Below are 17,472 nucleotides of genomic sequence, written 5' to 3'. Positions count from 1 at the left end.
TGATATAGTAAAACAAAGGAGGATTGCCCATGAAACTAAAATCATTGACACTTCGCTTAGACGACCAATTGCTTTGCAAAATCCGCTATGTGGCGAGCTACGACGGACGGTCGATGAACCAGCAAATCATTCAGTGGATTCGAAAGTACATTGATCATTTTGAAAAACAGGTGGAAACCATCGAGATCGACGATAAATAAAAAGCAGTATCCCAACTCCGGGATACTGCTTTTGGTTTCAATTACGATCTCTTACTTCAAATACCCGTCGATGACCTTTTTGGCGTTTTCGGTGTCGTCGGTGACGCAGACCGCCACGTAACGGCCCTTCTGCTCCACAATGGCCTTGTCGAGCTTTTTGACTTCCTCGGGGATGTAGCTCTCGAAAGCGTCCCGCTGTTTTTTGATGTGTTCCTCGGCGGAAGTTTTCATCTTCTTGGCCGTTTCCTCATCCTTTGCCTCGAACACCGAAGCCTCCTCGGCCGTGGCTCCGCTTCCCATGTAAATCACCGCATTGTCGACGCCCTCCGGGATGTCGTAAACCATCCCCGCCATGTCGCCGTCGATGGGGGCGATCTGATCCTGATAGGTGACCTTCTCCGCTAAATCCTTTGCCATAGCGTTCACGTCCACCGTCAGATCCTTTTGATTCCCGCAGCTTGTCATAGAGGCACATACCACCGCAGCTGCTAAAAAGGCACATAATTTTTTCATTTTGGTTCCTCCCTGTCAAATTGATTCTGTCATTATTGGCCTATATTTCCGGCCGTGTGGTTTTTCAGGTAATCCAGCCATTTGCCGCAGTACTCTTTGTTCAGATGCACCCCGTCGGTGGACGCTTCTGCAGGGAGATACCCGCTGCTGTCCGCCACCGCCTCAGCCACATTGAGGTAGTACACCTTTTTATCTTCCGCCATCTTTTTGATCAGGCTGTTGTACTCATTGATTTTCGTCATGTTGTAGATTTTATCGCTGCTGGATTTTTTCTCGCTGACCGGCAGGATGGATTGGATGTAAATTTCAGCATCGGGTTTGATCTCCTTGATTTTGTCCACCAGTTCCCCGTATTTCTCGATAAAAATATCGCTGTAGGCCCAACCCAGCTCGTTGACTCCCAGCATCACATACACCCTTTTGAAGGTCTTATTCTGGGCTAAAGCGTCCATGGCGGACATTTTCACCCCATTTACTTCGATGTCGGCCTTGGTAAAAGCGGTGTCCACCTTAAGGCCTTTATCCATGTAGGTGGTTGCATTGCTGAGCCCGTTATAAATGATAAATCCCTGAGTCCGGGAATCTCCAATGAACACCGCATCATCAAAATAGCTGTTGTCCACAGCTGCCCCTGCCGGAACCGAAGCTGTGTAGTCGTATTGTTTGTAAGTGTTATTGTTTCCCACCGCCTCGCTGGACTGCTCTTCAACAGGTTCACTGCTGGACTCCGGCGGCGTTTGGCTCGGTTGCTCCGAAATACTGCTGTCGGTGGACGGCTGAGAATCTGAAATTGATACTGAACTGCCGGATGATTCCTCAGAAGACGGATCATCCTGCCCGCAGGAGGATAAGCCCGCCGTAATCAGAGCAGCGGTCAAAACAGCCACTACGCTTCTCCTCCAGACGGATTTATTAATAGACTTTTTCATCTGAAAAACTCCTTATAGCTGCGTTTTTCCCCGGTAGGCACCGGTTCACACGGGTTTTATTCCTATCATGATTTATCATATGCATTTTTCAATATTATATCAAAAATTACAATAAAAACAAAGCACCAAATGCAATTTTCCACCATTTTTGCGCTCTTTTGTCGAAAAAAGTTTCCTGCATTGGAATAGACTCTCCGCCTTAACGAAAAGTTTCCGATAACTTTCGAATTTGCAAAAGCAAAAGCGCGGTCTATCCCACCGCGCTTTCTTTCAGCTTCTCTTTTATTTCCGGTACCGATAATCCCGCTGATTTTAAGGCTTTTATTCTTTCCAGCCGTTTGAGCGTCTCCTCCCGGCGATACCTGCGGGTCAGATTTTCTTCCGCCTGCTCAAAGGGGAGCATCCCCTCCTCAGTGTAATACTTTAGAGTACTGTACCGCATTTTGGTCAGGCGAACCAGTTCGCCCACTGTCACATATTCTGAAATAAGGATTTTCTCCAGCGGCCGCTGCCTGGACATATTTAACCGATCCCTTCCTGCAAATTTTTATGGGGCACCCTTTCCAGTTAATCAGTTTCCCCCAGAAGACGACGAAGCGATTACCGCCATCATCACCATCTGGATGTCGTCCAGCGCCTTCTTGACGATAGAGGCCAGCTCGTCCTTCTTCACTTCCTTCAGCCGCTTTTTCATCTCTTTTTCTTCGTACTTGGAAAAATATCGTTTTAGCTCCCCGCTGTGGTAAAGCAATGCTGACAAAGTCGTGGTTTCATCAGACAGCTCTCCTTCTTCCAGAAATTCAGCCCGGATTTTTTCCACCACCGCGTCCGCACAATCTTTTTTGACCTGTTCCAGACGCTTTAAGCCGAACAGGCCTTTTTTTGTTACTGTTTCGATACAGCCGGCCTCGCGAAGGGATTCGATCAGTCCGTCATAAATAAAGATCACCTTTTTGGTGGTAAAGTTATAGGTCAGATCCTGAAGCCACCTTTGCAGCGTCATGGGCTTTTTATCCCCGATTTTTTGCCAAAGCTCTCGCATATACCCGATCCCTTCCGGTACTTTTCCCGTCAAAACGATCCGTTTTTTCTCGTCCAATTCTAAATTGCCATCCATTATCATTTGACAAAATACCGCGCCCACCGCACAAACGATATGCGGATAGTCGTTTCGAAGAAGCTTTAAATTTTTTCTGCCCGCCATGGCACAGACCGCGTATTCCTGTACGAGATTCAGCTCTTTCATGGTTGCACCTCACAAAAATTTACTTACTACTTATCACTTACTGCTTACAATTTACTACTAATGAGATAAAATGTCAAGTGTTTTTAACCCCACTTGTTCAGACGCCTCAGCATGAAATATATTGTACCGAAAATTTTCAAAAAGCCGTATGCGCTCTTAACATAGATACGCACACGGCTTTTTTGTTTCTTTACTTTTGCTTTTGGCAGGATTCACCTGTTTCAGATTCGCTTGCCTTTCCGGAATCGAAACGGCAACAAACTTCTTTGCCGGAGCAGCCGACACATCCCGAACATCCGGAACAGCCTCTCCCCTTCTTTTTGCGCCGGCGATTCCAAGTCAGAATCATCGCCACGAGGATGACAAGTACAAGGATTATCACAATATCTGCTGGTGTCATCGTATCACCTCATCGAATGAGCAGACTGCCCACCTGGAAAATCACTAGGGAAACGAGATAGGCGGCACCGGTCTGGTAAAGTGCAGTTGCCACGGCGCTTTTCAGCGAACCCAGCTCCCGTTTGGTGGCGGCGAAAGCGGCCACGCAGGGCATATACAGCACCGTAAACACCAAAAACGAAAAAGCGGACAAAGGCGAAAATACAGTTTGCAGAATACTGCCCAATTGGGCGTCGTTGGCGGCCCCCGTCAGGATGGTCAGGGTGCTGACCACCGATTCTTTGGCGGTGAGGCCAGTGATGAGGGCGGTGGAAGCCCGCCAGTCGTTGAAACCAAGAGGAATGAAGATGGGCGCGATAACCGAGCCGATGGATGCGAGGATGCTCATCGAGCTGTCGCTGACCATATTGAGGCTCCAGTCAAAACTTTGCAGGAACCAGATGACGATGGCGGCGATGAAGATGATGGTAAACGCCTTGCGGATAAAGTCCTTGGCCTTTTCCCACATGTGGAGCAGGACACTTTTGGGCGACGGCATCCGGTAGGCGGGCAATTCCATAACAAAGGGGATAGGATTGCCGCGGAAAATGGTCTTTTTCAGGAGTAACCCCGACAGCACCGCTACGACCATCCCCAGCACATAGATGCTGAACATGACCATCCCGCTGTGTTTCGGGAAAAATGCGGCGGTAATCATCCCGTAGATGGGAAGCTTTGCGCTGCACGACATAAAGGGAGTCAACACAATGGTCATTTTCCGATCCCGCTCGCTGGACAGGGTGCGGGTAGCCATGATGGCGGGCACGCTGCACCCAAAGCCGATGAGCATGGGCACAAAGGAACGGCCGGACAGTCCGATTTTTCGCAGCAGCTTATCCATGACGAAGGCAACTCGGGCCATATAGCCGCTGTCCTCCAAGAGCGAGAGAAAGAAAAACAGCAAAACGATAATGGGCAGGAAGGACAAAACGCTTCCCACACCCGCGAAAACACCGTCAATCAAGAGGGAGTGGAGCCAGGGACTCACATCCAAGCGGGTGAGAAAGCCGGAAAACTCCTCCGTCAGCCAGTCGATGCCGCCGCCTAGCAAATCCTGGAGGGGAGCGCCGATGACGGTAAAGGTCAACCAGAAGATAAGGAGCATCAGCCCTAGAAAAATCGGAATGCCGAAATATTTGTGGGTGAGAACCCAGTCGATCTTTTCTGAACGGACCTGTTCCTTGGTCTCCCGGTGCCGGGTGACGCAGTCGGCGCAGATTTTTTCGATGTAGGTGTAGCGCATATCGGCCAGTGCCGCTTCCCGGTCAGTACCCAGCTCAAACTCCATCTCCTGGACGATGTGGTCGATGATATGCTGCTGGTTTTCGGTGATGCCCAGCGCCTCGGTCATGGGGCCGTCCCCCTCCACCAACTTGGTAGCCGCGAAGCGGGTGGGGTAATCGTAGGCTCGGGCCTGGTCCTCGATGAGGTGGGCGATAGAGTGGATTGCCTTATGTACCGGCCCAACACAGAAGTCGAGCTTCACCGGTGGGCTTTTCGCGGTGACGACTTTCATCGAAACGTCTAAGAGATCGGAAATGCCCTCGTTTTTGCTGGCGGAAATAGGAACTACCGGAACACCCAGATGGGCCGACAGCTTTTTCACATCAATGGAGTTTCCGCTCTGGCGCACCTCATCCATCATGTTGAGGGCGATAATCATGGGAAGCCCCAGCTCCATGAGCTGTAAAGTCAGGTAGAGGTTCCGCTCGATATTTGTGGCGTCGACGATGTTGATGATGGCGTCGGGGTGCTCCTTGACGGCAAAATCCCGCGTCACCACCTCTTCCGACGTATAGGGGGAAAGGGAATAGATGCCGGGAAGGTCGACGATCGTCGCGTTTTTATGCTTGAGGATGTGGCCTTCTTTTTTCTCGACGGTGACGCCAGGAAAATTGCCCACATGCTGGTTGCTCCCGGTAAGCCGGTTAAACAGGGTGGTTTTTCCGCAGTTTTGGTTTCCAACCAGCGCGAACAGAAAACTCATGTATCGATTGCTCCTCTCATCTTGTGTAACACGAATTGTTGAAATTGATATGCTATCAGAAGCCCTTTGCGGTACGGTATTCAATAAGGGGCTTTGCCCCGTCATTCAACGTTTTCAGTGGGATCCGCCGCCTATAGAGGCGGGGGACATCTTAATTTAGTTATACTTTGGATACACCGTGAACTTCGATTTTTGCCGCCTCTTCCCGCCGGATGGTAAGAACATAGCTCCTCAGATACAGTTCAATGGGATCGCCCATGGGCGCCACCTTCCGTACCGTAACCATGGTATTGGGAGTCAGCCCCATATCCAGAAGCCGCCGGCGCAAAGCTCCTTCGCCGCCGATGGCCGTAATCGTCCCGCAAAAGCCGGGTTTTACATTGTCCAGTGTCATTGTCCGCCCCCCAGTCAGCAAATATTGTTAACATACACTTACATTATTCATTATAAAAGGAAAATCGTACTTTGTCAAGGCAAGGACTACGAATTGTTTGAACTTTTCAAAAGTTTATGTTATACTGTACACAAATAATTGATTTAGTCGGATTATTTATATGTGATTTTAAACTCAATCATGTAGAAAGGAGCGCCTCATGAGCAAATTGACACCATCCCAGCAGGATTATCTGGAGGCGATTCTAGACTTGGGGGAAGGGAGCGTTCGCTCCATTGACATTGCAACCGCATTGGGTTTTTCCCGGGCCAGCGTCAACAAGGCTATTCAATCGCTGAAGGCCCAGGGCCTCATTGAGCACGAACATTACGGACAGATCACCCTGACAGAATCCGGACTTTTGGAAGCGCGGGCGGTTCGGCGGCGGCACAATCTCTTAAAAACCTTTCTTAAGGAGATACTAGGCGTTGCGGAAGCCACTGCGGAAGAAGATGCCTGCCGGATGGAACATGTGGTCAGCCCTGAGTCACTGGAAAAGCTGGAATCCTTTACGGAACACTATCTGCAAAAGAAGTAAAGCCGTTTTACTTTTGCTATGAATGACACACCTCCTCAGTCGAACTGGGGAGGTTTTTTCGTTTGGGGAATCTCTCCATAAATTGGTATCCACAGTAGGTCATTGCTCTCCACTCCCTATCCGTGATAGAATACAGTTGATAAAAAGTTGATTTTTTTCCGCTATACTGGCGGCAAGAAAGTCAGATCGTCGAAAAAATCCTTTAAACCATAGATTTATAATCTTTACCGTAAAAACATCAGGAAGGAAAGCTGATCTTTATGAAAAAACGAATCCTCATCGTTGACGACGAAACCGATATTGTCACATTGCTCCGGGACTACTTCGAATTAAACGGCTACGAGGTCATCACCGCAAAAAACGGCGAAGAAGCCCTCAAGCAGGCGGAGCGTAATCCGAGCCTCATCCTTCTGGACATCAACATGCCCCAGATGGACGGTCTCACCGTCTGCAAGCGGATCCGGGACACCTTGTCCTGCCCCATCCTCTTTCTCACGGCAAAGGTGGAGGACGCCGACAAAATCAACGGTTTTCGTGTAGGCGGGGACGATTACATCGTCAAACCTTTCAGTATCAGCGAGTTAGGTGCTCGGGTGGATGCCCATCTCCGCCGGGAGGAGCGGCATTCCAGCCGGAACAAAGCCCGCTTCGACGGGGACCTCACCATCGACTACACCAGCCGGACGGCGTGTTTTAAGGAAACTCCCATATCCTTTGCCAAAAAAGAGTTCGACATCCTTGAGCTCCTTTCGATGAACCCAGGGCAGGTCTTTGACAAGGAAAGAATATACGAAAAGGTCTGGGGTTGGGATTCCGAGGGTGACAGTTCCGTTGTAGCAGAACACATCCGCCGTATCCGGCAGAAGCTCTCGTCCGCCGGATGCCCGGGCAAAATCGAAACCGTCTGGGGGGTGGGCTACAAATGGGGAAAATAAGGAAAGCGATCCGGTTTCTCCGGGACAAACGCCATTTCCGCAATATGACTCTGCGGCAGGCTATGGCGGTGCTCACTGTTTTGACCCTTCTGGCGGCTACTCTGGTGCTGGCTCTTCTCATGAACGGACTGGAAAAACTTTACTCCGCCGTCAGGCTGCCCTATCTAGGGGAAATGATGATCACCCCAGAGATTGGCACCACCGTCCTCATTGCCGAGCCGAAAGGCCTGGATGCCTTCCTCATTGATTTGATCCCCAATTTACAGATGCTGTCGTTTTTTCTCGTCATTGGCGGTGCCATCGTCTTCGAATCGCTGATTTTTTACCGCTTAAAGCTGAAAAAACCCATCGAGCTTCTGCAAGGGGCTTCCCACAAAATTGCCGGGAATGATCTGGACTTCACCCTCGTCTACGAACAGGCTGACGAGCTGGGAGACCTCTGCCGGTCCTTTGAAACCATGCGAAGCTCCCTCGATGAAAACAACCGGAAAATGTGGCGGGCCATGGAGGAGCGCAAACGTTTAAACGCCGCTTTTTCCCACGACCTGCGCACCCCGCTCACCGTCCTGCGGGGCTATGCCGATCTCTTAGAGCAGTATCTCCCGTCGGACCAGCTCCCCCAGGAAAAACTAATAGCCACAGTCTGCACTATGTCGGGGCATATTGCAAGGCTCGAAAACTACGTGACCAGCATGACCGAAATCCAGAAGCTGGAAGACGTGGAGCCTCATTATTTGTCCGTCCCCTCGAAAGAATTGCTCAATTCCTTCGAGGAATCGGGCAATATCCTCGCTGTTGAGGCCGGGAAAGATTTTTCCTTTGTAAACGGCGTATCAGCCGGAACACTCATCGTTGATTCCGCCCTCGTCAGTCAGGTTTACGAAAACCTCCTCTCCAATGGAATGCGGTATGCTGCGTCTGAGCTTTGTGTCCGCTGCGGGCAAAAAGGCGGTCTGTTCTCGATTTCAGTCCGAGACGACGGACCGGGTTTTTCCCCCGAAGGACTCCAAAACGCCTGCAACCCCTTTTATACCGGAGACTCTCGTACTGGGAGCCACTTTGGGTTGGGACTCAACATCAGTAAAGTCCTCTGTGAAAAACTGGGCGGCACCCTCCATATCCAGAACGGTAAAGAAAAAGGCGCTGAAATCACTGCGACTTTTGCGGTTCCAAAAAATATTACTCAGTAGATAAAAAGTTGAAAATCCCCTGGTACACTCATCTTGTACTCAAAACAAGGTAAGGCGCGTGAAAAACTAAATTTTTCACACCAAAAATTTGTTGCGGTTTGCAATAAATTTAAATAAGAAGGGGAATTTTTATGAACCAAAACGAAATCGTGATTCGCCATCTCAATAAGTTTTACGGTAAAAAGCGGGCCCTTTCCGATGTAGATCTGACCATCCAGCAAGGAATGTTCGGCCTTTTGGGGCGAAACGGAGCGGGAAAAACCACCCTGATGAAAACGCTTGCAACCCTCTTGCACAAAAATACCGGAGACGTCTTTGTCTGCGGCATTCCAGTGGAACACGCCCGGGAAGTCCGCTCCATTACCGGTTACCTCCCTCAGGAATTTTCCTGCTATCCAAACATGACTGTACGGGAGGCGCTGGGCTACCTGGGCATTTTGTCTGGCATGGACGGAAAAACGCGGAAGGAACGTATCGAGCTGCTGCTCAAAAAAACAAACCTTATCGAGCAGCAACAGAAAAAGGTAAAAGCTCTGTCCGGAGGCATGAAGCGCCGCTTGGGCATCGCTCAGGCCTTGCTCCATGATCCCAAAGTGCTCATCGTCGACGAACCGACGGCAGGCCTCGACCCGGAAGAGCGCATCCGCTTCCGGAACCTGCTCTGCGAGGTGGCGGAGGAACGAATCGTCTTGCTCTCCACCCATATCGTCGGAGACATCGAGGCCACCTGCGAGCGCATCGCGATTTTGAACGAGGGGCAGCTCCTTTTTAACGGAACGACCGGAGAACTGCTCCAGAAGGCCAATGGAAAGGTTTTTGAAGCCGATGTTTCTCGAAAAGAATTGGAAAGCCTCAAAAAAGTATATACCGTCACAGCCATGCATGCCGCCGGGCAAAACTGCCGCGTGCGGATCCTAGCGGAATCTCCTTCTCTGCCGTCGGCTTCCCCCGCAGAGCCCAACATAGAGGACGCCTATATGCTCTGCCTTCTCCATCACGGCGTCGCTGCAAACGACTTGGGAGGTGAAAAAGAATGAGCCTGTTTCTGAGAGAGTGCAAAAAGGTGATTCTCAGCATCCCCTACCTGATTTTTGTGGTGGTTTTTATTGGATTTCTTCTGTCCCAGGGGCTCAGCCGCCTGAACCCTATCGAAAAGCCGGTTCCCGGTGGCAGCTACGGCACCAAAAGTGCGGAAGTTCCCGAAATTATCATGCCCGCCGCGGTAGACGCCCTGTATCAGGACTACCAGGCAAACGAATTCACTGCCTATCCCATTGGATTTTACAAAAATGTTAGGCTAAATGCCCAAAAGCAGGAGCGGATGGCCAAAATCCTCTCTGAACTGACCGGCGTCCCGGCCGAAGAACTCCAAAATTTTTCGGTGCGGCAGGATAACAGGGGCTTCGTGCAAAAGGACGGTGAAATTGTGGTTCAGATCGAGGGAAATGGCGTCATTCAAAACGGGGACGGTTCCTTTACCGTAGGTTCAGAAGAACAGAGTGAAAATACACCTTTGAGTGTAGCCCCCGCATCAGGCCTTAGCTACGACCGGTTCAAGGAGCTGATGAACGGGGCCGACTCCCTTCTTGGCGGCGGTTCCGACTATGGGGACACCTACCGTACCGACCGATTTGGAAGGGTTCCCATGACCTACGAGGAAGCACTTGAGAATTACAACGATATCCTCACCCTCGACAAAGTCAGCGGAAGTTACGCCCGGTATTTTTGCGACTACGGCGGTATCATGCTGGGAATCCTCCCTATTTTTGTCTCCGTCGCCATATGCCTCAAAGACCGGCGGAGCGGCGTGCGGGATCTCATTTACGCCCGCCAAGCCACTTCTATGAAAATCGTCTTTACCCGGTACTTCGCCATGGTTATTTGCTGCTTCCTGCCGATTTTGCTCTTCTCCGGTTACCTAAACGGGGAAATCTCCTCCATAAACCCGAACCTTTCCATCGACAGTATGACTGTTTTTCGGTACGCTGTAGGCTGGCTTCTGCCCACCCTGATGACTACCCTGGCGGTAGGTATGTTTTTTACCGAGCTTACCGACACCCCCATCGCCATTCTCGTCCAGGGCGCGTGGTTTTTCTATAACATGTTCGGCGCCATCGGACGGATGGGCGGAGGCGGCTACAGCATGGACCTCATCCCCCGCCACAACACCATCGGCAATACGAGAGGATATCTTGACCACTTTGGTTCCCTCGTGTTCAATCGGGTTTTCTACGCGGTTTTGGCTTTGCTGCTTATCCTTGGGACGGCCTTTCTCTACGAACAGAAAAGGAGGGGAAAATATCATGGCATTGACTCCCATACAAAAATATTCCGCAGTGGCCGTCAGCAATCTGCGGCATAACTGTTTGCCTCACTTTTTGCTGTCTATCGGCTTTCTGCTCGCCACTCCCGCCATCTTTGGGATGAACGACCTTGACGCCCGGGCGGCGGCTGTCCCGCTGGAATACTTTATTTCCCTGACCGGAGTGGTGTTATTGACCCCCATCTTTTTGCCGGAGCAGGAAGATTCCGTCCGCGACGTTATGCAGTCCCGGGAAACCGGACTCACACCCGTTTATCTTATACGAGCAGGAACCGCCCTCCTAGCCCTTTTGTGTCTCTCCCTGTCCGCGGTTTTGATGCTGCGAACGGGCAGCTGCCAAGTGGATCTCAGCTTTGTTTCGGCCGTATTTGCAAACGGCATCTTCCTCGGTGGACTGGGGATGCTCTCATACGGCATTTGTGGAAATATCGCCGTCGGGTATATGATTCCGGTTCTCTATTATGTACTGAATTTCGCCGGTAAACCTCAGTCCTTTGGCCCGTTTTACCTGTTCTCCATGTCTCAGGGACATACAGGAGGCAAGTGGTTGATGCTGCTCTGCGGATGCATTCTCATTACATTGTCCATTGTCCTCAGGCACCTGCGACAAAACCTGCGTTAACAGCACAAAAGTACCCGGGAACGAAAAGTTCGCTCCCGGGTACTTTGTTTTCGACATAACTGTTACTCGACCATATCGTTTCTTCTGAAGTAAAGCGAGATGCACCACAGCGCAGCGATGCCCACCAGAGCAAAGATAATGCGGCTGAAGACAGCGGCCTGACCGCCGAAGATGGCTCCGACAAAATCAAAACCGAAGATACCGATAGAACCCCAATTGAGTCCGCCGATGATAACAAGTGCCAATGCAATTTTATCCAACACGCTCATAAGTCCTCCTAGAATTTGTTTGATTTAATAGTTACTTTTTAATTTTATTTTAACTTTAGTATGGAATCTATTTTCATTTTTATACATTTATGGTATGATAGAAATACTGATAATTTTTGGAGAGGACAGAATGTAGATATGACTGGACAACAGATTATTGTTCTTTGCGCAGGAGTGGCCATTATTCTCATCGCCCTGAGCATTTTTTTGGTAAATCGCAGCAATAAGAAAAAGGATGGAACTTTGGGACGCAAGAAGGTGGCTTCCATTTTACGGAATTTCGCCGGCATCCGTAGCTTTAAAGTCATCAACAACATAGACCTTCCCATCGGCGACGGCCGCTACACCCATATCGACCACATCCTCATCGGCTTTTTCGGCCTGATGGTTTTGGAAAGCCGGTCCGAACCGGGCGCTATCTATGGCCAGGCCAGGGATCAGGAATGGGTTTCGGTGGTCACCAGTAAAAACGGCTCCGAGCGCCGGAAAAAATTCAAAAATCCCGTCACCCTCAACCAGGAGCACTGCGAGGCCATCCGCAAAATTTTTCAGCAGGACAAAATCTACAAAGTCGATATTGAGAGCTACGTGATTTTCACTGACCGCAAAATTCAGCTGGGCGCCCAGCCGACCTTGCCAGTTATGAACCTGAAAAAATTGAAAAAGCTCCTGTCCCACAGCCGATATTCCGACAACGGCCCCGTGGACGTGCCCATGGTGTACGAAGCCATTATGAAACGTGCCAAAACAAAATAAAATGCTTTTAAAATCCATCGAGCGGCTCGATGGATTTTTTCTGTCCCCAAACGATCCTTTCCACAAGATAGTATGCCCCATCAACGCACAAACCCGGCAGGAAAAATCCCGCCGGGTTTTAACATATTTAAAATCACATTTGTTTTAACATAGCGACGACGATTTTTGCCGCATCGTCGGCCGCAAGCTGCTCGAAGGTGTCAAAATCTATCTCCGCACCATCGTCGGCGTTGTCGGAAATGCTGCGAATGATTACGAAGGGCACTCTGTTGGCGGCGCAGACGTGAGCCACTGCCCCACCTTCCATTTCCACGGCATTCGGGTCGAGGCGGCTGACAATATCCTCTTTGATCCTTTTGTCGGAAATAAATTGGTCGCCTGTGGCGATTTTCCCCAAGTGACAGGCAATGCCGCACTCGGCGCAGGCCTTCTCCGCCTTTTTGACGAGAGCCTCGTCCGCCGCGAACTGCTCCGTATAAGGATGGCTCAGGGCGACGAGCCGCAGCTCCATATCGTGATAGGCGGCTTCGGTTGAAACAACTACATCCCGCACCTTTGCGTCCTTTGCCCCTCCGGCAATACCGGTGTTGATAATAGCATCCACCCCAAACCGGTCGATGAGAATCTGGGCGGACATGGCGGAATTCACCTTCCCGATACCGGAGCAGACCAAAACCACGTCGATGTTGCCGATTTTTCCGGCGTAGAAGGTACGTCCGGCAGCCACCGTCTCCTCCCTTCCATGCATCATTTCCCGCAGGTGTTCCACTTCCGATCCCATGGCTCCGATGATTCCGATTCGATTCATATTTTAACATCCTTTCGATTGATTGTGAGCCCGTCCCATCTGCTTCCATGGAAAAAGGGCGCCCAAATGCGTCCTTTTTCACAGCAGCACCCAATTGGTATCCTAACTCAGCACTGGTCAGATTCTTTCTTGATTCCGAAAATCAGGCGGAGCAGACCGGATATGTATTTTGGGCTCTTAATGACGACAACTTTCATGGTGACGACTCCTTTTCTCCGACGATGCAAAACCACAAAGCGCCGCCCGGTCGGCAGGCGCGGACGCTTGCTTTCTGTTACTTACAGCACCAGAAGGACCAGAACCCCCATCCCAAGAGCACCACGGCCAGCATGGCGCAGACGAAGCGGAAGGAAAGCATGACGCCCAAAAGCAGGACGATCCCAACGATGATGGCGACGCAGGGCAGTTGCCTGCGCGTAAAAAGCGGTCTTTTCATGGCAGGCACTACCCCTTTCCCCAGCTTTTTTCGAAGGCTCTAATGACATTCCATTATACGCCCGGCACTTGGATTTGGTTCCTGCTGTTGCGGAAAAGAGATTTGCATCAAAAAAGGGTCATTCGTTCGCTAAAATAAGGAGCAGGGTGCCGTCCTCTACCTGGATGACCGCTTCCTCCCCTTTTTGCTGATTGCTGACGCCTAGAGGAAAATCCGGCGTCAACGCCACCCCGTCCAGGGGATACTGCACCCCTTTCAGAGTGACTCCGCGGCATTCGCCCCCGAAGGCGAAAACGCTGATGTAATGATAGGGCTCATCGAGGGAAATTTTCCCGTTTCGAAGCAAAAAAACCTTGTGGTTTTCGTCCACAAGCATTCCCTGTGCCCCCTCCCGGAGCAGATAACATAAAGACTGGATATTGGCGACAGTGTGGTCAAGCCTCCCGCCCAGTGCCCCGTAAATCACGAAGGAACGGTACCCCATCTGAAGTCCCTGCTTGATAGCCAGCATGGTATCGGTATCGTCCTTTTGGGCGGGGAATAAAATCGCTCCCTCTGGAATCTGCTGCCCCTCCATTGAGTCCATATCCCCGATGACGATGTTTGGGACGAGCCCCAGCTTTTCTGTGTGCCGGAGGCCTCCGTCCGCCGCAATGATAAAATCGCCGGGCAGCTGTTTATAGCAAAGTTTCCGGTAATCCCGGACTTCCGCCGCGGAAAAAATGATACAGCGTTTTGTAATAATAATCACCATTCTTTTTGTCGGAATTTGTGTCGGTTTTATGACAATGAAGCCGGCAAAGACAGAAAAACGTGGGTGAAAAACTGCTTTTTCACCCCCTCCCTATTTTTCCCACTCTTTGATTTTCATGGCATCCTCATACAGGGCGCAGTAGCTTTCGTGACGGCTCACGTTTATTTTCCCCTCATGAATCGCTTCTAAAACAGCGCAGCCCTTCTCCACCCGGTGGGAGCAGTCTAGAAACTTACAGTCTCCTAAATAATCCTGAAATTCCCGGAAACAATGCTGCAAATCCCCCTTGAGGATCCGGTCGTACTGACTGAGTTCCACCGTGCTGAATCCGGGCGTGTCAGCTACAAAACCGCCTTCCGGGAGGGGATAGAGTTCCACATGGCGGGTGGTGTGCCGCCCTCGGCCCAGCTTTTCACTGATTTCCGCGGTGGCGAGATTGAGCTCCGGGAACAACCGGTTCAAAAGAGTGGATTTTCCCACCCCGGTGTTTCCAATAAACAGGGTAAGCTTGTCTTTCAGCAGACCGCGGATTTCCTCCACGTTGTCCACGTCCACACTGGTGGAAACCACTGTAAACCCAGCGCTCCGGTACAGCTCACAAAGCCACTCCCCATTACACAAATCGGTTTTGGTGACTACTAAAACCGGCTCGATGTCCTTGTATTCACAGACGGCGATGAGCTTATCCAGCACCATCAGATTGGGGTCGGGACTTTGAGCCGACACTACCATCAGTGCCTGATCCAGATTGGCTGCAGGGGGCCGCAGCAGCTCGTTTTTCCGGGGCAGGATGTTCACCACGGTGTTGTCCTCCACCTCGGCCATATCGCCTACCAAAGGCGTGATTCCCTTTTTGCGGAACACGCCCTTTGCCTTGCATTCCAATAGCCCGTCAGCGGTTTCTACATAGTAGAAACCGCTGATGGCTTTCATAATCAATCCTTTTTGTATCATGCCATTCCTCGATGAATTATTCCGCGCTCGGGGCGTCAATAGGTCCTTCTGTTGGAGTGCTGGACGGTTCACTGGAAGATTCGCTGCCGGACGGCGTGCTGGAAGAACTGCCTCCCGAACCGATCCGGTCAATGATCTCATCATAGTATCCCTGTGTCAAGGTAAAGGTTCCCTTGTCGAAGTCCACTTCGTATTCGGCGTATTTGACGCCGTCAAGAGAAATGATGACTTTCTGGAGTCCGCTTCCCTCAATCGTCACATTCCAGGTGGGTGACTGGGCCGGGTTGACGGTGGCGCTTCCCTTGTCCTCGCCATTGATATAAACGATGAGCTTATACTCCCGGGATTGGGCGTCCGGCGGGAAATCCACGGCAAGCGTTACCTTTTTGTAGTAGCCGGAGCCGTTGCTCACTTTCAATGTGATGCTTTCGCCTTCCTTGATATATTCATTTGCCTTAAGGCTCTGATCCACGACGATTCCGGGTGCCTTGTCGCTGTCCACCTCGGTGATGCTGACGACGAGCCCCGCCGCCTCCAGCTTCTCTCGGGCGACGGCCTGATCGAGTCCGATGACCGCCGGCACTTTAGAGGCCGTTTGAGCCTGCCCGCGGCTGACGTAAAGGACGATTTGGGTGTTTTTCTCAATCTGAGTGCCGGCGGGTGGGTCGGTTTTGATAACCTGGTCCACCGGAACGTTTTCTTCGTTCTGGGTGCGCACCGTGTAATCGAGCCCCATGTCAAACAGCATCTGTTCCGCGGTGGCAATGTCTTTTCCGGCCAAATCGGGGACTTCCAGCGTCTTGTAGCCGTCACTCACCTTGATTTTGACAGTGCGGTTTTCCTTGACAGTAATGCCCGCCTGGATATTCTGGTAATAGATGACCCCAGCGGCATAGTCGTCGGTCAGCGCCCGCTCCTCAATGACAAAGTTAAACTTTTTATATTCGTCCATTGCCTTCACTTCGTCGTAAGCCATGCCCACCAGATCCGGCATCTTGATTTCGGCCACTTTTTCGCTTCTGCCCCAATAGAAAAAGCCCAAAAGCACCAATACCGCTGTGATGACGCAAGCAAATGCGATTCCCGTCAAAATCAAAATGGTGGGACTTTTCTTAATGACAATTTCTTCTTCCGGCTCATCTATGGCAACATCCTCGTTCTGGATGATGTCCACCGAACGAGTGTAGGCGGCGGGATCGGTCTCCTCCGCCATATATTTGTACTCAAACCGGATGGATGGATTCTGTTTGAATTCCTCGATGGCAGAAAGCATCTCTTTGGCCGACCGGTAACGGAGATTTTTGTCCTTCTGCATGGCCTTTTCGACGATTTCACAGAGTCCTTTGGGCACCTCTGGATTTTTTTCCTCCAAAGGAGTGGGGTTGCTCCGCATGTGCTGCATGGCGATATCTTCCGGGGTGTCCCCACTGAAAGGCATTTCACCGGCAAGCATCTCGTAAAGCAGGATTCCCACCGAATAGATATCGCTCTTTGCGTCTGATTCCTGGCCACAGGCCTGCTCCGGACTGATGTAGTGCACTGAACCCAGGGCCTTGTCCTTCATGGAGCGGATGTCCTCCCGAGCGAACCGGGCGATGCCGAAATCCATCACCTTGATGGAACCGTCCCGCAAAAGCATGATGTTCTGAGATTTGATGTCCCGGTGGATAACGCCGTGCTCGTGGGCGTGTTCCAGCGCCTTTAGAATCTGAGTGGCGAAGTGGATGGTGTCCTTCCAACGCAGCACCCCCTGATGGCGAATATACTGGTTCAGCGTAATGCCGTCGATATACTCCATCACGATGTACTGCTCCGCACCGGTAAAATTCACGTCGTAGACTTTGACAATATTGGGATGGCTAAGCACCGAAATCACCTTGGATTCATTTCTGAACCGCCGGACGAACTCGTCGTTTGTCAAATATTCCTCCTTGAGGATTTTGACAGCAACCTGCCGGTCCTCCACAAGGTCTTTTGCCTCGAAAACATTGGCCATGCCGCCGGAGCCGATAAGCCTTAAAAGCTCATAGCGCCCGGTCAGCTTTTTTCCGATGTACTGTTCCTGATCCATAGGTACCTCCATTGAAGAGAGATGGCGGCTTCCCGCCGCAAGGTATCGTTAAGCTCTGTACCCGCAATGA

22 protein-coding genes are annotated in these 17,472 nt (G+C 50.9%); 8 read left to right on the top strand and 14 right to left on the bottom strand.

What is annotated here, in order from left to right; all coding sequences use genetic code 11:
* The first annotated feature begins 29 nt into the window (after positions 1–29).
* The gene (locus H8710_RS02670; protein WP_249293857.1) at positions 30–200 is read left to right on the top strand and encodes an Arc family DNA-binding protein; all 171 of its coding nucleotides are present in this window, start codon (positions 30–32) and stop codon (positions 198–200) included.
* Positions 201–251: 51 nt separating this feature from the next.
* Here the strand turns inward: H8710_RS02670 and H8710_RS02665 are convergent, their stop codons facing one another.
* From H8710_RS02665 to H8710_RS02640, 7 genes are all read right to left on the bottom strand, one after another.
* Positions 252–713 carry a DUF4358 domain-containing protein gene (locus H8710_RS02665; protein ID WP_249293856.1) on the bottom strand — a complete coding sequence of 154 codons (462 nt, stop codon included), beginning with the start codon at positions 711–713 and terminating at the stop codon, positions 252–254.
* A gap of 32 nt (positions 714–745) precedes the next feature.
* On the bottom strand, positions 746–1,642 hold the full coding sequence (locus tag H8710_RS02660) for a GDSL-type esterase/lipase family protein (RefSeq protein WP_249293855.1): 897 nt from the start codon (positions 1,640–1,642) through the stop codon (positions 746–748).
* A 250-nt stretch (positions 1,643–1,892) separates the two neighbouring features.
* Positions 1,893–2,162 (bottom strand): helix-turn-helix domain-containing protein, encoded by a 270-nt coding sequence (locus H8710_RS02655; protein ID WP_249293854.1) that lies wholly within the window; start codon positions 2,160–2,162, stop codon positions 1,893–1,895.
* A gap of 51 nt (positions 2,163–2,213) precedes the next feature.
* The gene (locus H8710_RS02650; protein ID WP_249293853.1) at positions 2,214–2,888 is read right to left on the bottom strand and encodes a GOLPH3/VPS74 family protein; all 675 of its coding nucleotides are present in this window, start codon (positions 2,886–2,888) and stop codon (positions 2,214–2,216) included.
* 190 nt (positions 2,889–3,078) lie between these two features.
* Positions 3,079–3,288, bottom strand: a complete 210-nt coding sequence (locus tag H8710_RS13490; protein WP_430413298.1) for a FeoB-associated Cys-rich membrane protein — start codon at positions 3,286–3,288, stop codon at positions 3,079–3,081.
* Positions 3,289–3,297: 9 nt separating this feature from the next.
* Positions 3,298–5,313, bottom strand: a complete 2,016-nt coding sequence (feoB, locus tag H8710_RS02645; protein ID WP_249293852.1) for a ferrous iron transport protein B — start codon at positions 5,311–5,313, stop codon at positions 3,298–3,300.
* 160 nt (positions 5,314–5,473) lie between these two features.
* Positions 5,474–5,707 carry a FeoA family protein gene (locus tag H8710_RS02640; protein WP_249293851.1) on the bottom strand — a complete coding sequence of 78 codons (234 nt, stop codon included), beginning with the start codon at positions 5,705–5,707 and terminating at the stop codon, positions 5,474–5,476.
* Between the two features lie 199 nt (positions 5,708–5,906).
* On the opposite strand from H8710_RS02640, the gene H8710_RS02635 reads away from it, so the two are divergent.
* The 6 genes from H8710_RS02635 to H8710_RS02610 all read left to right on the top strand — a co-directional run bounded on the left by H8710_RS02635 (position 5,907) and on the right by H8710_RS02610 (position 11,354).
* Positions 5,907–6,284, top strand: a complete 378-nt coding sequence (locus H8710_RS02635) for a metal-dependent transcriptional regulator (RefSeq protein WP_249293850.1) — start codon at positions 5,907–5,909, stop codon at positions 6,282–6,284.
* Positions 6,285–6,544: 260 nt separating this feature from the next.
* Positions 6,545–7,219, top strand: coding sequence for a response regulator transcription factor (locus H8710_RS02630; protein ID WP_249293849.1), 675 nt, complete (start codon positions 6,545–6,547; stop codon positions 7,217–7,219).
* On the top strand, positions 7,207–8,409 hold the full coding sequence (locus H8710_RS02625) for a HAMP domain-containing sensor histidine kinase (RefSeq protein WP_249293848.1): 1,203 nt from the start codon (positions 7,207–7,209) through the stop codon (positions 8,407–8,409). The genes H8710_RS02630 and H8710_RS02625 overlap by 13 nt, the downstream gene beginning before the upstream one ends.
* 131 nt (positions 8,410–8,540) lie before the next feature.
* Positions 8,541–9,446 carry an ABC transporter ATP-binding protein gene (locus H8710_RS02620; RefSeq protein WP_249293847.1) on the top strand — a complete coding sequence of 302 codons (906 nt, stop codon included), beginning with the start codon at positions 8,541–8,543 and terminating at the stop codon, positions 9,444–9,446.
* A complete protein-coding gene (locus H8710_RS02615; RefSeq protein ID WP_249293846.1) occupies positions 9,443–10,771 on the top strand; it encodes an ABC transporter permease in 1,329 nt (442 codons plus the stop codon). Before H8710_RS02620 ends, H8710_RS02615 begins: the two co-directional genes overlap by 4 nt.
* The gene (locus tag H8710_RS02610) at positions 10,713–11,354 is read left to right on the top strand and encodes a hypothetical protein (RefSeq protein WP_249293845.1); all 642 of its coding nucleotides are present in this window, start codon (positions 10,713–10,715) and stop codon (positions 11,352–11,354) included. The genes H8710_RS02615 and H8710_RS02610 overlap by 59 nt, the downstream gene beginning before the upstream one ends.
* Before the next feature lie 62 nt (positions 11,355–11,416).
* On the opposite strand, the gene H8710_RS02605 is transcribed toward H8710_RS02610, so the two are convergent.
* Positions 11,417–11,623 (bottom strand): DUF378 domain-containing protein, encoded by a 207-nt coding sequence (locus tag H8710_RS02605; protein WP_283242749.1) that lies wholly within the window; start codon positions 11,621–11,623, stop codon positions 11,417–11,419.
* A gap of 138 nt (positions 11,624–11,761) precedes the next feature.
* Between H8710_RS02605 and H8710_RS02600 the strand changes: the two genes are divergently transcribed.
* Entirely contained in the window at positions 11,762–12,379 is a 618-nt protein-coding gene (locus tag H8710_RS02600; RefSeq protein ID WP_249293843.1) for a nuclease-related domain-containing protein, read from the top strand.
* Between the two features lie 133 nt (positions 12,380–12,512).
* Here the strand turns inward: H8710_RS02600 and H8710_RS02595 are convergent, their stop codons facing one another.
* From H8710_RS02595 to pknB, 6 genes are all read right to left on the bottom strand, one after another.
* Positions 12,513–13,187: a 5'-methylthioadenosine/adenosylhomocysteine nucleosidase gene (locus H8710_RS02595; protein ID WP_249293842.1), complete on the bottom strand. Its 675-nt coding sequence runs from the start codon at positions 13,185–13,187 to the stop codon at positions 12,513–12,515.
* A 107-nt stretch (positions 13,188–13,294) separates the two neighbouring features.
* A complete protein-coding gene (spoVM, locus tag H8710_RS02590; RefSeq protein ID WP_249293841.1) occupies positions 13,295–13,384 on the bottom strand; it encodes a stage V sporulation protein SpoVM in 90 nt (29 codons plus the stop codon).
* A 77-nt stretch (positions 13,385–13,461) separates the two neighbouring features.
* Complete coding sequence (locus H8710_RS02585) at positions 13,462–13,623, bottom strand: hypothetical protein (protein ID WP_249293840.1); 162 nt, start codon at positions 13,621–13,623, stop codon at positions 13,462–13,464.
* 118 nt (positions 13,624–13,741) lie between these two features.
* Positions 13,742–14,377 carry a thiamine diphosphokinase gene (locus tag H8710_RS02580; RefSeq protein WP_249293839.1) on the bottom strand — a complete coding sequence of 212 codons (636 nt, stop codon included), beginning with the start codon at positions 14,375–14,377 and terminating at the stop codon, positions 13,742–13,744.
* 90 nt (positions 14,378–14,467) lie between these two features.
* Positions 14,468–15,310 (bottom strand): ribosome small subunit-dependent GTPase A, encoded by an 843-nt coding sequence (gene rsgA / locus H8710_RS02575; RefSeq protein ID WP_249293838.1) that lies wholly within the window; start codon positions 15,308–15,310, stop codon positions 14,468–14,470.
* Positions 15,311–15,347: 37 nt separating this feature from the next.
* Complete coding sequence (gene pknB / locus H8710_RS02570) at positions 15,348–17,402, bottom strand: Stk1 family PASTA domain-containing Ser/Thr kinase (RefSeq protein ID WP_249293837.1); 2,055 nt, start codon at positions 17,400–17,402, stop codon at positions 15,348–15,350.
* Positions 17,403–17,472: the final 70 nt, after the last annotated feature.

Source organism: Fumia xinanensis (genome assembly GCF_014384905.1).
In the GTDB taxonomy this organism is placed as follows: domain Bacteria; phylum Bacillota; class Clostridia; order Oscillospirales; family Ruminococcaceae; genus Fumia; species Fumia xinanensis.
This window is presented reverse-complemented; position numbering and strand designations above follow the sequence as displayed.

What these genes read in the sequence shown, in the direction of transcription:
- H8710_RS02670 (WP_249293857.1), top strand. Translation starts at nt 30, where the DNA reads ATGAAACTAAAATCATTGACACTTCGCTTAGACGACCAATTGCTTTGC.
- H8710_RS02665 (WP_249293856.1), bottom strand. Translation starts at nt 713, where the DNA reads ATGAAAAAATTATGTGCCTTTTTAGCAGCTGCGGTGGTATGTGCCTCT.
- H8710_RS02660 (WP_249293855.1), bottom strand. Translation starts at nt 1,642, where the DNA reads ATGAAAAAGTCTATTAATAAATCCGTCTGGAGGAGAAGCGTAGTGGCT.
- H8710_RS02655 (WP_249293854.1), bottom strand. Translation starts at nt 2,162, where the DNA reads ATGTCCAGGCAGCGGCCGCTGGAGAAAATCCTTATTTCAGAATATGTG.
- H8710_RS02650 (WP_249293853.1), bottom strand. Translation starts at nt 2,888, where the DNA reads ATGAAAGAGCTGAATCTCGTACAGGAATACGCGGTCTGTGCCATGGCG.
- H8710_RS13490 (WP_430413298.1), bottom strand. Translation starts at nt 3,288, where the DNA reads ATGACACCAGCAGATATTGTGATAATCCTTGTACTTGTCATCCTCGTG.
- feoB (WP_249293852.1), bottom strand. Translation starts at nt 5,313, where the DNA reads ATGAGTTTTCTGTTCGCGCTGGTTGGAAACCAAAACTGCGGAAAAACC.
- H8710_RS02640 (WP_249293851.1), bottom strand. Translation starts at nt 5,707, where the DNA reads ATGACACTGGACAATGTAAAACCCGGCTTTTGCGGGACGATTACGGCC.
- H8710_RS02635 (WP_249293850.1), top strand. Translation starts at nt 5,907, where the DNA reads ATGAGCAAATTGACACCATCCCAGCAGGATTATCTGGAGGCGATTCTA.
- H8710_RS02630 (WP_249293849.1), top strand. Translation starts at nt 6,545, where the DNA reads ATGAAAAAACGAATCCTCATCGTTGACGACGAAACCGATATTGTCACA.
- H8710_RS02625 (WP_249293848.1), top strand. Translation starts at nt 7,207, where the DNA reads ATGGGGAAAATAAGGAAAGCGATCCGGTTTCTCCGGGACAAACGCCAT.
- H8710_RS02620 (WP_249293847.1), top strand. Translation starts at nt 8,541, where the DNA reads ATGAACCAAAACGAAATCGTGATTCGCCATCTCAATAAGTTTTACGGT.
- H8710_RS02615 (WP_249293846.1), top strand. Translation starts at nt 9,443, where the DNA reads ATGAGCCTGTTTCTGAGAGAGTGCAAAAAGGTGATTCTCAGCATCCCC.
- H8710_RS02610 (WP_249293845.1), top strand. Translation starts at nt 10,713, where the DNA reads ATGGCATTGACTCCCATACAAAAATATTCCGCAGTGGCCGTCAGCAAT.
- H8710_RS02605 (WP_283242749.1), bottom strand. Translation starts at nt 11,623, where the DNA reads ATGAGCGTGTTGGATAAAATTGCATTGGCACTTGTTATCATCGGCGGA.
- H8710_RS02600 (WP_249293843.1), top strand. Translation starts at nt 11,762, where the DNA reads ATGACTGGACAACAGATTATTGTTCTTTGCGCAGGAGTGGCCATTATT.
- H8710_RS02595 (WP_249293842.1), bottom strand. Translation starts at nt 13,187, where the DNA reads ATGAATCGAATCGGAATCATCGGAGCCATGGGATCGGAAGTGGAACAC.
- spoVM (WP_249293841.1), bottom strand. Translation starts at nt 13,384, where the DNA reads ATGAAAGTTGTCGTCATTAAGAGCCCAAAATACATATCCGGTCTGCTC.
- H8710_RS02585 (WP_249293840.1), bottom strand. Translation starts at nt 13,623, where the DNA reads ATGAAAAGACCGCTTTTTACGCGCAGGCAACTGCCCTGCGTCGCCATC.
- H8710_RS02580 (WP_249293839.1), bottom strand. Translation starts at nt 14,377, where the DNA reads ATGGTGATTATTATTACAAAACGCTGTATCATTTTTTCCGCGGCGGAA.
- rsgA (WP_249293838.1), bottom strand. Translation starts at nt 15,310, where the DNA reads ATGAAAGCCATCAGCGGTTTCTACTATGTAGAAACCGCTGACGGGCTA.
- pknB (WP_249293837.1), bottom strand. Translation starts at nt 17,402, where the DNA reads ATGGATCAGGAACAGTACATCGGAAAAAAGCTGACCGGGCGCTATGAG.